This is a genomic window from Paenibacillus sp. OK076, assembly GCF_900110055.1.
In the GTDB taxonomy this organism is placed as follows: Bacteria; Bacillota; Bacilli; order Paenibacillales; family Paenibacillaceae; genus Paenibacillus.
On record NZ_FOCH01000001.1, the window covers coordinates 2,015,774 to 2,029,243 of the forward strand.

10 protein-coding genes are annotated in these 13,470 nt (G+C 46.2%); 9 read left to right on the forward strand and 1 reads right to left on the reverse strand.

Annotation, left to right across the window (positions count from 1 at the left end):
- Nucleotides 1-9 precede the first annotated feature (9 nt).
- Nucleotides 10-807, reverse strand: coding sequence for a Nif3-like dinuclear metal center hexameric protein (locus BMY78_RS09200; protein ID WP_090897046.1), 798 nt, complete (start codon nt 805-807; stop codon nt 10-12).
- A gap of 330 nt (nt 808-1,137) precedes the next feature.
- Here BMY78_RS09200 and BMY78_RS09205 point away from each other — a divergent pair, with 330 nt between their 5' ends.
- The 9 genes from BMY78_RS09205 to BMY78_RS09245 all read left to right on the forward strand — a co-directional run bounded on the left by BMY78_RS09205 (nt 1,138) and on the right by BMY78_RS09245 (nt 13,388).
- The gene (locus tag BMY78_RS09205; protein WP_090897050.1) at nt 1,138-1,737 is read left to right on the forward strand and encodes a biliverdin-producing heme oxygenase; all 600 of its coding nucleotides are present in this window, start codon (nt 1,138-1,140) and stop codon (nt 1,735-1,737) included.
- Nucleotides 1,738-1,822: 85 nt separating this feature from the next.
- Nucleotides 1,823-4,330, forward strand: coding sequence for a diguanylate cyclase domain-containing protein (locus BMY78_RS09210; RefSeq protein ID WP_256222028.1), 2,508 nt, complete (start codon nt 1,823-1,825; stop codon nt 4,328-4,330).
- 154 nt (nt 4,331-4,484) lie between these two features.
- On the forward strand, nt 4,485-6,125 hold the full coding sequence (locus tag BMY78_RS09215) for a TerB N-terminal domain-containing protein (RefSeq protein ID WP_090897057.1): 1,641 nt from the start codon (nt 4,485-4,487) through the stop codon (nt 6,123-6,125).
- Nucleotides 6,126-6,132: 7 nt separating this feature from the next.
- Nucleotides 6,133-7,473, forward strand: coding sequence for an ATP-binding protein (locus BMY78_RS09220; RefSeq protein ID WP_090897061.1), 1,341 nt, complete (start codon nt 6,133-6,135; stop codon nt 7,471-7,473).
- A complete protein-coding gene (locus tag BMY78_RS09225; protein ID WP_090897065.1) occupies nt 7,470-9,683 on the forward strand; it encodes a DEAD/DEAH box helicase in 2,214 nt (737 codons plus the stop codon). The genes BMY78_RS09220 and BMY78_RS09225 overlap by 4 nt, the downstream gene beginning before the upstream one ends.
- A gap of 337 nt (nt 9,684-10,020) precedes the next feature.
- The gene (locus BMY78_RS09230) at nt 10,021-10,974 is read left to right on the forward strand and encodes an EamA family transporter (RefSeq protein ID WP_090897067.1); all 954 of its coding nucleotides are present in this window, start codon (nt 10,021-10,023) and stop codon (nt 10,972-10,974) included.
- A 203-nt stretch (nt 10,975-11,177) separates the two neighbouring features.
- Nucleotides 11,178-11,603: a cupredoxin domain-containing protein gene (locus tag BMY78_RS09235; protein ID WP_090897070.1), complete on the forward strand. Its 426-nt coding sequence runs from the start codon at nt 11,178-11,180 to the stop codon at nt 11,601-11,603.
- 96 nt (nt 11,604-11,699) lie between these two features.
- Entirely contained in the window at nt 11,700-12,722 is a 1,023-nt protein-coding gene (locus tag BMY78_RS09240) for an SDR family oxidoreductase (RefSeq protein ID WP_090897073.1), read from the forward strand.
- A 9-nt stretch (nt 12,723-12,731) separates the two neighbouring features.
- Nucleotides 12,732-13,388 (forward strand): carboxylesterase family protein, encoded by a 657-nt coding sequence (locus BMY78_RS09245; RefSeq protein ID WP_090897077.1) that lies wholly within the window; start codon nt 12,732-12,734, stop codon nt 13,386-13,388.
- Nucleotides 13,389-13,470: the final 82 nt, after the last annotated feature.

Sequence of the window (13,470 nt, forward strand, 5' to 3'; positions counted from 1 at the left end):
TTCTGAAGATCACAATACTTGAAACACCGGTTGCTCACCAATAAAATGAACAGGCAATTCCGGGAAAGCTGTAGCCAATCTTTCTGACAAAAGCTTCATCCCGACAGCTTCACTCTCGGCATGACCGATCATAAGAACTGCCTTTTGTTTTCCTTGCTGCACAGCATCACGTATGTACTCCGGTGTCTCCCATTCGAATCCTTCACCTGCGATAATCAGATCCAACTCTTCCTGTTGAAGTAAAGGAATGGTCAGATTGCCGTTGCCTCGAAAACCAACAAGCACTGCTGCTCGTCTGCATACCATCTTTGGATCACCAGCTAGGCGTACATATTCGATCCCAAGCGAACGTTTAATATGTTCCGCAATAAGCTGAACTGTCATTCCTTCCGGAAAGGATAGAATGTCAGCTTCCGGTTTACGCTGTACCACATAAGGGGACCATCCTAATGCCTGAACCAATCCCTCCGTAATGCCATCCGGGTGAAAGCGGTGAATTGCATCATGGCAGCGATAGATCGCAATTCCACCGTTATCGATTAGCTTTCTCTTGGTTTCATAAACTGGATCATCAGCCAGCCAATCGGTATGGCTATGATGATTATAGAAGGGATGTTCATGAGCGATAATCAGATTAGCCCCACGCTGTATGGCATGCTCAATCACATGTTGTGTAGGCATAAAAGTTACAAAAACGCCTGTGATCGTTTGGTTGGGAGAACCCGTAATCAGTTGATCCACGGTGGTTTCTGGAAGTTCAACTTTGGCGGTAAGGTGATCTATTATGTGTTGAATGGTTATATTCATATACTTCATACCTCCAAGAATAGGATATGCACAGTTTATCATGTTGATGGATGAACAGCATCATAGATATGGACTTTTTCCTGTTGAAAGAAAGATGGGCGGACAGCTGCGGAATTGATGATAGGTAGCTGTTTAATATAACAACGAACAATCGTATTCAAAATGTAACGATGCTGGATTCATATAGTTTTCTCGTACAAGAAAAAGTATACTTACATAGAATCTTTATCTAGATGAAATGGAGTATCCATTCAAACCTACATTGAACATACAGTTAAGTATAAGTCTTAATTCTGATGAAGAGATCCGACATAGAAGGGCGATGATTACATGACAGCCAGTACCATTATGGAACGTCTGAAGAGTGAGACAGCTCATTATCACAGACAAGTGGAACAGAACGAGTATGCCAAGGCTATTATGAATCAAACCGTTAGCTTGGGAGAGTATAAGAAATATCTGGAGAAGTTTTACGGGTTCCTGAAACCATTGGAAGATCAAGCTGTACAGCAGCCTTTTTGGGAAAGCACCGGACTTGATATCGGGATTAGAGGCAAAGCAAATTTGCTTGAAAATGACCTGCGGAATCTGGGTGCCAGTGAAGAGGAAATCAGCCAGGTGCCTTTATGTAAGAATCTTCCGGATATCTCGACACCAGCAAGGTTGTTCGGTTATTTATACGTCATTGAAGGATCTACGAATGGAGGTCAGATTATGACCAAACGTTTGTCACAGTTCCTGCCAATTGAAGCAGATCGGGGGCTGGAATATTTTAATGCTTATGGTACAGAAACCAGACCGAGATGGGCGGAGTTCACGGAATTACTGCGACAATCCATCACGGCGGAAGAAGATCACGACATTATGGTTCATACGGCTTCGGAAACGTTCCGATTACTTGATCAGTGGATCAATACAAATACAGATTAGTTTGTAAGTGAAAATAAGAGTTATCACATCATGAGAGGGGATTTTTCAGGCTATGCCCGAATCGAAGTCCAGGAAAGAAAATAATATGCTTAACCGTACATTGCTCAATCAGGGTACGTACACCAATGATCCAATTGATCTAAACAATTGCGACAAAGAACCTATTCATATCCCCGGCTTCATTCAACCTCATGGTGTGCTCTTGGCTGTGAGCACCAACAATATACCGACTATTGTACAATGCAGCCAAAATACGGAGGAACATCTCGGTCTTACTACGCAAGAGGTGCTGGGCCTTCCACTCGAACATCTGATAGGCAAAGATAATATCAGACAGGTACTGGCACGCACCTTCAGTTCATCTGTAACATCAGACTTGCAATATATGGATCTCACGATCAACGTATCCGGAAATGAGAAGGTCTTCACTTCTGTCATTCATGAGAGTGAAGGCCTATTCATTTTGGAAATGGAGCCCTCCTATGAAAATGGAAATATGGAGGGGAATGATTTTGAGTGGATTTCCCGCTTCTTCAGCCGGCTTAAAAGTACGGACAATCGGGTCGAAGCGAGTCAGATTGCAGCCGAGCAAGTGAAAGAAATGCTTGGGTATGACCGGGTCATGATCTATGAATTTGACGAGCAATGGAATGGGAAGGTCATCGCAGAAGCACGTGAGGAAGGGCTCGAACCGTTTCTCGGGCACCATTACCCTGCGTCAGATATTCCCAAACAGGCACGTGAATTGTACCTGCGCAATTGGTTGCGCACCATCGTGAACGTGAATTATACTCCTGTGGAGATCGTGCCTTTGCTTCAACCCTTGACCGGCAAACCGCTCAATCTGAGCTTGTCGGTTCTGCGCAGTGTCTCCCCTTTGCATATTGAGTACTTGCAGAACATGGGTGTCGGCGCAACCGTAACCATCTCTCTGATTCATGACAACCAGCTATGGGGCCTGATAACATGTCACCATTATTCAGCCAGATATATACCTCATCGTGTTCGGAACTTGTGTAACTTCTTGGGTTCATTCTTCTCAAGTGAGCTGTTTCAAAGTCAGCAGCTGGATGAATATCAGGCTGAGATCAGGTCACGTGAAGCGGCTACCCAAATTGCTAATATTTTTATTGGGAATACAAGTCCAGCGAGGATTATTGAAGAATTGCAGGGCGAAGAGCAGACCTTACTGAGTCTTATGGATGCTTCGGGAGCTGCGATCTGTTATCAGGATAAGCTGCTGCTATATGGCGATACGCCAGCAAAAGAGCAAGTACGGGAATTGGCTGCATGGCTTGCGGGCAAGTCGGAAGATTACAGTTATCACACCTCCAAGCTGAGTTTGGAGTATGATCCTGCTAAAGCCTACAAGGAAAAAGCATCGGGTATTGTTTATGTTGCCATATCCCCTGGGCAGCATCATTATATCATCTGGTTCCGGCCTGAAGTGGTTCAGCTTGTGGATTGGGCAGGTGATCCAGCCAAAGCGGTGATCAGAACCGATGATGGCATGCGTCTCTCTCCCCGGAAATCCTTCGAAAAATGGAGAGAGGTCGTCCAGTCTACCTCTTATCCGTGGACAACGAAGGAACTGAATGTGCTGCCATTGCTCAAAACCATCGTGCGTCGTCAGACGGAAAACCAGCTCGTTCAGGCGGAAGAGCAAGCGTTGCAAAATGCACGTATTTTACGACAAAATGAGCAGCGCTATTTGCAGTTGATGGAATTTTCACCGGTAGCCTTTTTTACGTTGACGGACGGGTTCATCATTTATTGCAATAACAAGGCAGCCGAACTGCTTGGTTATGAAAATTCCAAATCTCTCATCGGCAAGGATTTCAGGGGATTTGTGCCTGACAAGACGAAAACGATTTTGCAGCAAAACCTAGAGGAACTGAAGCTCAATAATACGCGTCTGTTTACTAACCAGGCGTACTTCACCACAGCAACGGGCACGTCCCTGCTGCTTGAGATTACACTGGCTTCTGTTACACATGCAGGCAAACCCTCAGTGATGGTCCTTCTGAACAGTGGCGCATCGAATCATGATCAGGATCATTATACGGAGACAACCAGCCAGCTCCAGAACTATCTCAATACAGATCCGTTAACAGACATGCCGCTTCAAACCATATTCCAAGCCCAGCTTCAGGATGATTGGAATGAATGTTTGCAGGAGAAATGCAGCTTGGGACTGATAATTATAGATATCGACGATTTCCGTTCATATAATGCATCTTATGGACTTCAAGGTGGCGATCTGTGCCTGCAGTGGATTGGAGAAGTGCTGGCGGTGGTCAGTGAGCAGAATGATGCCATCATCTCCCGTCTTCGGGGAGGAACCTTCATGTTGAAACTGAAGAATGCAACATCAGAACGTTCAGCGGAGCTTGCCGAAGAAATCAGACAACATGTGCTTGCACTTCAAATTCAGAGAGATCTGTCCAGCCCGAGTGACGTGGTCACTGTTAGCGTTGGCGGTGCGGTAATGGTTCCTGAAGAAAAGCTGATGATTTCAAATCTGATTGAAAAAGCCAGTCAGGCCCTTGCTCAAGCCAAGAGTGACGGGAAAAATCGGGCTATCGTGGTTTGATACGAGGTTTTACTAGCCTTACTGTAAAGGGTGCAGCAAAATGGTATAGAGGGAAGGCATTTAAACTGGATATCAGTTTAAATGCCTTTCTTTTTTCTATTCAAACGGAAAGTATTATTTTCATAACCGCAGGCCCAGGACAAGTGTTATAATAATGAATATGGATACACTTGTTCGTATTCGCATGTGGAGGACGGTGAAACGGAATCAAATGAAAGAGGATTCAAGACAACTGGAGTTTATGGAAATTGATCTGAGCGAAGAGCCTATCACAGCGGCAGTCCCGGTTCCTGATCGTTCAACGATTGTCCGTGCTGATTTTGATATAAGATTACCTGGCGGCATATTGTCTTCGGAGAAAAGGTTTGTGGAGGAAGCAAGGCAACTCATGGAAGTGGAAGGGGAGCAGGCTCCCTGGGTTCCTTTTATGAGTTATTGGCCGACTTATGGTGTAATGAACGAACCCCAGCGCCATTGGTATATGTATTGGAGGACGGAAGTCCGGCAAGGACGGTTCCCTGATACGGATCTGTCCTATCTGTTTGTTCATATTTATGAGCTGATCAACGGAATTGGTTGGCAGGAACCACAGGAAGGTTATGACCAATTAAAAGAGCTATGGATCAACTATCGTGAACGGCTTCCGCAGTTGGATGTATACATGCAGGAATGGATTATTGATTATGATCTCGTACATGAGTTGAACATGTCATTATCCGAGATGGTGGAGCTTTCGAGTGGCTATCTTCCACCGGAGATTTTGGATAAGGAATTGCACCGGCTGTTAAGCAGCAATATATCGGATATCTCGCTGAAGCTGTTACAACGATATTATGACTATGACATTACGCTCAGCAAATTTTACAGGGATGGCGGCAAAGAAATTTTGGAACAGTACATTCCCCGAGTCATGGCTTTGGTGGATTCTTATCTGATGCATACACGCAAGGTCGGCATATTGGATCAGTTTGAGCTAAATCATGAAAGGACGATCGAACGTACGTTGTTTCGAAAGGCCGTATATGACGACTCCATTTATGGAAAATCGGTTCGAATAACATATGTTCCGATTGGAGAGCATGCAGATTTTGTCCAGTTTGTAACCCGGGTTTTTCGATGCACGGAAAATAAATGCCGTGAACTGCTCGGTTTCCGAGGGCGACTTCGTGGAAAGACCCTTGAACCTGAGCTTGCAAATGTGATTGAACGTTACCTGGACAAAGCCTTTGCAGTCGAGCAAATGCCAGTAGTAGAGCAACCGATAGTCCGCATTGATGCGGAGAAACTTGCATCGTTGCAGCAGGAAAGTGAATATGTGCGCAGAGCACTCATGATCGAGGAAAATCGTACCTCCGAAGATGAGGATGCGAACAATGCGAGCAGCCAAGCTCCTGTGGCGATTCAAAATTCAACGGATGACACTGAAAGAGCTGAGGAGTCTGACCAACAGGAAGTTGGCTTTGAGGGAGCGCTTAAAACTTACGGAGTTCATGAAAGCGGGATTAGCGAGCCATTATCATTACAATGGGAGGCGAATTTTTCTGCTGATTTGGATGAAGAGTGGTTGCAGTTCTCTGAAATGCTGTCTTCGCAGCATGTACAGGCAATTTATGCCTTGCTTGGTGTCAACCCGGATACGGACCTGATGCGGGTGGCTGAGCAATACGGCACGATGCCTGCACTCCTGTTGGATGAAATGAATGATATGGCTATGGAAACGATTGGTGATCTACTGATTGATGGTGATCGCATAGTTTCCGATTATATAAATGTGTTTGAACATGTGAAGAGGTGATTGGGCAGTGGCAGAACTTAAAATACCGAAGAGGCTGACTACCGCACTAGTGAATTCGTTGACCGCAGGCGTTGTGCCACGAATCGGACTGGAGCAGATTGCTGTTGGTCGGAAGTCTGAAGTGGACGCGATCTTGCGGGATATGGACAATATTGCAGAAGGCGGGGCAGCTTTTAAGCTGATTACAGGAAGGTATGGAAGCGGGAAAAGCTTTCTGTTGCAGATGATTCGTAACTATGCGATGGATCGCGAATTCGTTGTGGCAGACGCCGACTTGTCACCTGAGCGCAGACTGGTGGGAACCAAAGGTCAGGGGCTCGCAACATATCGTGAGCTGATGACTCGTCTGTCTACTCGTACACGACCAGATGGCGGGGCACTGGAACCGATTTTGCAAAAATGGATTGCCGGTCTTCAGCAACAAGCGATGCAGAGTCAGGGGTTGCGCCCGGATGATCCGGCTCTTCCTGCTGAAGTTGAGAAGCAGATTTATGCAGTGACAAACGAAATGCAGAATTTGGTGCATGGATTTGATTTTGCCAAGGTGCTGGCTTCGTACTGGAACGGCTATAAATTGGAGGATGATGACCGCAAACAGGCTGCGCTGCGCTGGTTGAGAGGCGAATTCGCAACCAAAACGGAAGCCAAGAAAGAGCTGGCTGTCGGCGTCATCATTGACGATGATAACTGGTATGACTACTTCAAATTATGGTCCGAATTTACGGCACGGATCGGTTATAAAGGATTGCTGTTGTTTATAGATGAAGCGGTGAATCTTTATAAAATTACAAACAGCATCTCCCGGCAAAGCAACTACGAGAAGCTGCTTACCATGTTCAATGATACGATGCAGGGCAAAGCAGAACACCTGGGTATTTTTGTAGGCGGCACACCACAATTTGTGGAGGATGAAAGACGCGGACTCTTTAGTTATGAAGCGCTTCGCTCCAGACTTATTGATGGTCGCTATGCAGCAAGAGAATATGCGAATTATACCGGACCGATCCTGAAACTTACGATGTTATCCCATGAAGAGATTTTGATTCTGCTGCAGAAGCTGCGTCAGATTCATGCCCTGCATTTTGGGTACAGTGCAAGTCTGACGGATGAGGATTTAGTTGGTTTTATGCAAACAGCGGTTAACCGGCTCGGTGCGGATGAGTTACTGACTACACGTGAAGTGGTACGGGACTTCATGGATGTGCTGCACACGCTCCATCAGAATCCCGAAGTGATTTATGCTCAATTGCTTGGTGAGCGAGCAGTTAAACCGCCGGAAGCAGGAAAAGGAACGGATTCATCATCTCCGGATGCTCTGGATGATTTTCTGGCGGAGTTTGAACTATGAGTGAGAACCCTTTCTATCGACTGGCCCCTTTTGTACAGGAATTTATTTATAAAAAAAGATGGGAATCACTTCGGCCTGCCCAGATTGAAGCTTGCAATATTTGCTTTCATACCCCGCATCATATGCTGATTGCGGCAGGCACAGCCTCCGGCAAGACGGAGGCGGCTTTTTTTCCAGCACTGACCGAGCTGTATGAACGGCCCTCCAAATCCGTGGGCATCTTGTACATCGGGCCGCTTAAGGCACTGATTAATGACCAATTCGAGCGACTAAAGGATCTGCTGTCCGAGGGGAATATTCCGGTATGGCACTGGCATGGAGATGTGCCTCAGGCAGAGAAAACACGTCTCATGCGAAGTCCCTCCGGTGTGCTTCAGATTACGCCTGAATCGCTTGAAGGTCTGCTGATGAATCGTCCCAATGCCATTCCGGCGTTATTTCATGATCTGCGGTATGTCATTATTGACGAGGTTCATGCATTCATGGGAGCGGATCGAGGTATTCAGGTATTGAGTGAACTGGCACGAATTGAGCGTATGGCTGGATGTAAACCGCGAAGAGTCGGATTATCCGCAACATTAAGTGATTATAATGCGGCTACAGCCTGGCTCGCTGCTGGAACTAACCAGGGGGTGGAGGTGGTTTCTTCCCCCGGTGGTCGCAAGTTGCGTCTGCGAGTGGAGCATTTTTCGTTTCCGGATGCACGGGATGAAGAACAGGCGGAACATCTGCATAACGCACGTAAAGTCTATTACGACTTCATCTATGAGAGTACACATCGCAAAAAAGCTTTAATATTCACCAATAGCCGGACGGATGCCGAAGTTACTATACTTGAGATGCGACGTGTCGCCGCACGGAGACAGGAGCGGGACGTATTCCATGTTCATCATGGGAGTATTTCCGCCATGTTGAGAGAAGAGACCGAAGCAGCCTTGCGAACCGGGTCAGGGCCAGCAGTTGCTGCGGCTACCGTAACGTTGGAACTGGGCATTGACCTGGGTGAGCTGGAGCGGGTTGTGCAGCTTGGAGCACCGTATAGCGCATCAAGCTTTGTACAGCGTCTTGGACGATCAGGCAGGCGCGAGGATATGGCTTCCGAAATGTTATTTGTATGTCCGGAAGAAGAGGATGAGGAAGCCCAATTGCCTGCTCGAATGCCATGGACACTGATGAGGGCGATTGCTGTGATTGAATTGTATGTTAAGACCAAGTGGGTTGAACCGCTTGAGGCTCGTAAGATGCCTATGGGTGTGCTCTATCATCAGACGATGAGCATGCTGAAAAGCATGGGGGAGGCTGAACCCAAAGAACTGGCTGAGGCTATCCTTTCACTCGCACCATTCGCGCAGATTCGTGCAGATCAATATCAGGTTTTTCTGAATTATTTGATTGAGACTGATCATCTGCAATGGACAGAAGATCGGACATTAATTATCGGGCTTACGGGTGAGAAAACCGTCAATAACTATCGCTTTTACGCGGTGTTCAAAGATGATGAAGAGCACAAAGTGCTGAACGGTTCCGAGGAGATCGGGTCGATTACAACCGTGCCGCCACCTGGATACTGTTTCTCCCTTGCCGGAAAGCTGTGGAAAGTGGAAGAGGTGGATCACAAGCATAAATCCGTGTATGTCAAGGCGGCCAAAGGCAAAGTGGATACGTTATGGCTTGGTGCGGGTGGGGACATTCATACGACGGTCGTCCAGAAAATGCGAGAAGTACTGTCAGACACAGTGATATATCCGTATCTATCTCCGCAAGCGGTAAATCGTTTGGAGCGCGCCCGTCGACTTGCGCGTGAAAGTGGATTATTGAAGCAGGTTGTCATTCCAGCAGGAGGAGATTCCTTGTATGTATTACCTTGGGTGGGAAGCAAGTCTTTCCGCACACTCGAACGTTTAATGAAGCACAACTTGTCTGACAAGCTAGCCTTGCGATCTGTTGTACCTATGGAGCCTTATTATTTTGTCGTGTCAGGCAAAGTGGATGGTCGCACACTTTTGGCCGAGATCATGAGTGAGTGTCGAGCAGCAGAAGACGCATCTGCGTTGCTTTCAGAAGATGAAGCACCGTATCTTGGTAAATATGATGAATTTGTGTCTCCTCCATTGATCCGAGTGGCCTTTGCAGTGGATGGATTGGATTTAAATGGGCTCAAAGAAGGATTACAGCAAACGTTAACATGGGATTCTTCATCTGTGAAATGACGCAATAACGCATGTGTTTTGTCTTTAATTTGAATTAAAGAAATTTAAATTGTGAATCAGGGTTGACACCACCTCACCTCCCATGTAATATATGAAAAGTCGTCACACACGAACCGCAAACAACAAATGCATATTTCATTTCGTATAACCTCGCAGGCCGAAAGTGTACACAGGGCGAGGGTCTCTACGGGAAGCCTATACTTCCTAACTACGATGCCAGGGAATCATTGTATTCCTTGCTCGTAGTTAGGATTTTTTGCATTTGGATGGTGTCTGTGACCTTGGCATGGATCAAACATGCGGACGCATTTTTCGATCATCAGGAGGTTTACTTACAATGAAATATTATCTGTCCGTTCTCGCTGGAGCGATGAGCTATGGCATATTATCCACAATTGTGGTTCTGGCTTACGGCGAAGGGTACAAACTTGGAGAGGTCGTGGGCACACAGCTGATCACGGGCTTCATTCTGTCCTGGATGCTGGCATTATACTCGAAGTTTAGAATGAAACGAAAATCACAGGCCGATGGAAAACCATCAGCAGCCGTGGCAAAAGCGCTTCAGAAATTAACGTGGAAGCAGCGTTTGCTATTGATGGCTGCAGGGACTCCAACGGTAATTACCGGTCTTGTCTATTATCAGTCTTTGCGGTATATTCCCGCGTCATTGGCCATTATTCTTTTGTTCCAATTTACGTGGATTAGCGTATTGATTCAGGCGGTGAGCAAACGTCAGCGTCCTGACAAGGTAACATTCCTGACTTTGATTATCCTGTTCGGTGGAACATTGCTGGCAGCTGGTTTTCTGGAACAAGGACTCGGAGAGTTTAACGGCTTGGGCATAGCGCTTGGCTTAATGGCGGCTGTAAGTTACTCCCTGTTTGTACTGTTTAGTGGAAAAGCGGTTCCAACGGCACATCCGGCTTTTCGCAGTGCCTGGATGGTTACCGGGGGTCTGGTCTTGCTGTGCATCCTGTTCCCACCGACATTCCTGTTTAACGGATTAATTTGGAGCCAGCTGCTTGTTTTCGGATTGTTACTGGGCTTCTTCGGAGCTTTTATCCCACCCGTACTGTTCGCAGTAGGTGTGCCTCATATTGGTGGCGACATGGCCGGAATTCTTGGAGCGGTTGAGCTCCCAATCGCAGTCCTGCTCTCATCCATTGTGCTTCACGAGCATGTGAGCGCCTTGCAATGGATCGGGGTTATCATAGTGCTGATTGGTGTAGCGCTGCCAGAGATCTATAAGTTACGGATGAGACGAAGTCGAAATACACCTATATATTCCTGATTGGTGAATAGATAGAACGATCAAGACAATAGCTATAGCTGAAAGAGCCTGAGTGATTCAGGCTCTTTTTGGATGAATATATTTATTGGGCTAAGTAACGTACCATCGATATGGCCCATTCGAGTCATTTTCAATTTTAACTGGATGGGGTATGCTAAAGAAGAGTATTAATAGAATGGGAACATAGACAGAGGAGCGTTGAGATGAACAGCTGGATCAAAAAAATGTGGCCTTGGCTAACGCTGGGTCTTGTTGTAGTTGTGCTGCTTGGATCGTTTATGGTGTATTTTATGGGCAAGGATATGTCCCCAGGCTCAGGAAGTGCCGTAACGGCCAAAGTCGAGACGGCAGAAGACTTGAAGGGATATGAAGTTATTGATGTGAATGTAAGCAACGACGGCTTTGAACCTAATGTTATTGAAGTTAAATCCGGGGTTCCAACCAAAATTAACTTTATCCTTACCCGCAAGGTTACGCATGTTAAATCGGTAGCGGCTGACAAGCTGGGCATGGATCTTTATATGCAAAAAGGAAACAACTATTACACTGTTGACAAGGATGTCCAACCTGGTGAATATGAAATTCACTGCGGTATGTACATGATTTACGGAACAATTAAGGTCATATAATGGATAGGAGCAAAGATTCTTCAATGAATCTTTGCTCCTCTTTTGTGTGCATGATATCATGGACTAGTGATCAATTTCATCTGGAGGTGGCCAAATATGAAAGCGCTTTTTATTGGAGGAACAGGTACCATCAGTACAGCAATTACCGATCAGCTTGCGAAGCAAGGCTGCGAACTTTATTTGATCAACCGAGGAAATCAAAATGATAATTTGCCTGCGCAAATCAAAGTGCTGCAAGCCGATATTAACGATGAAGCACGGGTTGCGGAGCTGATTGCCGACCTGGAGTTCGATGTTGTCGCAGACTTTATCGCGTTTGTACCTTCACAGCTGGAGAGAGATTACCGTTTGTTCAAAGATAAAACAAAGCAGTTTATATTTATCAGTTCGGCATCTGCCTATCAGACACCACTTGCTGACTATCGGATCACGGAAGGTACGCCATTATCCAATCCGTATTGGGAATATTCGCGCAACAAAATTGCCTGTGAAGACTATTTGATGAAACAGTATCGTGAAGAAGGATTTCCGGTCACCATTGTGCGTCCAAGTCATACGTATAGTGAACGTTCTGTACCTCTCGGTGTACATGGAGCAGAGGGAAGCTGGCAGGTCCTCAAGCGCATACGTGAAAATAAACCCGTACTCATTCATGGAGATGGCACATCTCTCTGGACCATAACGCATAACCGTGATTTTGCCAAAGGATTTATTGGCCTTATGGGCAATATTCACGCGATTGGTGAATCGGTACATATTACCTCAGATGAGTCAGTAACCTGGAATCAGATCTATGAAATTATTGCAGGAGTGCTTGGTGTCAAGCTTCATGCGGTGCATGTATCTTCCGAGTTTTTGGCGGCGTGCAGTGATCAGGATCTTCGCGGCGGTCTGCTGGGAGACAAGGCGAATACGGTTGTATTTGATAACAGTAAATTAAAAAGGCTTGTTCCGGAATTTGTGGCAACCATTCGGGCTGATCAAGGAATCCGGAGTACCATAGAATATATTCTTGCACATCCTGAATTGCAGACCGAAGATCCCGAATTTGATGCATGGTGTGACAAGGTGGTTGGAGCATTGGATGAAGCGTTACTGAAAATTAGAGATGAGAAGTGAGGCGAGCATATGTCGCAAACCGGGCATCGACTGGTAAAAGAAATCACCAAAACCGTCACTTTGGATTATTTGCTGCACATTCCTGAGAAGGAGGAACCACTTGCAGAGGACCAGAAATGGCCTGTCATTTTGTTTCTTCATGGTGCCGGGGAACGCGGTAATGATCTGGAAATGCTTAAAGCAAACGGGGTTCCGCTTATTGCCGATCAGGACAAGAGTTTCCCGTTTATCGTGATTTCACCGCAATGTCCTGTGGACGAATTTTGGGGTATGCATCGCGAAGCTGTTATGGCCCTTCTGGAACATGTTTTGGAAACCGAAGCAGCTGACCCAGACCGGGTGTATCTTACAGGTCTGAGTATGGGCGGGTATGGTACATGGGATCTGCCACTCTTTTACCCCAATACATTTGCTGCATTGGCTCCTGTATGTGGGGGAGCGGACCCTTCCAAAGCGGAAGAACTGCGTAATACGCCGATATGGGCGTTTCATGGGGCAAAGGATGACGTCGTTTATGTAACGGAATCCGAGAAAATTGTTCATGCGCTTGAAGCGTTGAATGCGGATGTGAAGCTGACGATATACCCTGAAGGGGATCATGATGCTTGGACAGAAACGTATGAAAACCCGGAGTTGTACAAATGGTTTCTCAGCCATTCGTTATAATCAATCAATCGTGAATTGACAAAATTCAGCCTTCTTAAGTATTTACTTTCGTTATTTGAATCGTTATAATCAAGAAAAAATG

Bases quoted from the DNA above. Each gene is read 5' to 3' on its own strand.
- BMY78_RS09200 (WP_090897046.1), bottom strand. From the start codon at position 807: ATGAATATAACCATTCAACACATAATAGATCACCTTACCGCCAAAGTT.
- BMY78_RS09205 (WP_090897050.1), top strand. From the start codon at position 1,138: ATGACAGCCAGTACCATTATGGAACGTCTGAAGAGTGAGACAGCTCAT.
- BMY78_RS09210 (WP_256222028.1), top strand. From the start codon at position 1,823: ATGCTTAACCGTACATTGCTCAATCAGGGTACGTACACCAATGATCCA.
- BMY78_RS09215 (WP_090897057.1), top strand. From the start codon at position 4,485: ATGAATATGGATACACTTGTTCGTATTCGCATGTGGAGGACGGTGAAA.
- BMY78_RS09225 (WP_090897065.1), top strand. From the start codon at position 7,470: ATGAGTGAGAACCCTTTCTATCGACTGGCCCCTTTTGTACAGGAATTT.
- BMY78_RS09230 (WP_090897067.1), top strand. From the start codon at position 10,021: ATGAAATATTATCTGTCCGTTCTCGCTGGAGCGATGAGCTATGGCATA.
- BMY78_RS09235 (WP_090897070.1), top strand. From the start codon at position 11,178: ATGAACAGCTGGATCAAAAAAATGTGGCCTTGGCTAACGCTGGGTCTT.
- BMY78_RS09240 (WP_090897073.1), top strand. From the start codon at position 11,700: ATGAAAGCGCTTTTTATTGGAGGAACAGGTACCATCAGTACAGCAATT.
- BMY78_RS09245 (WP_090897077.1), top strand. From the start codon at position 12,732: ATGTCGCAAACCGGGCATCGACTGGTAAAAGAAATCACCAAAACCGTC.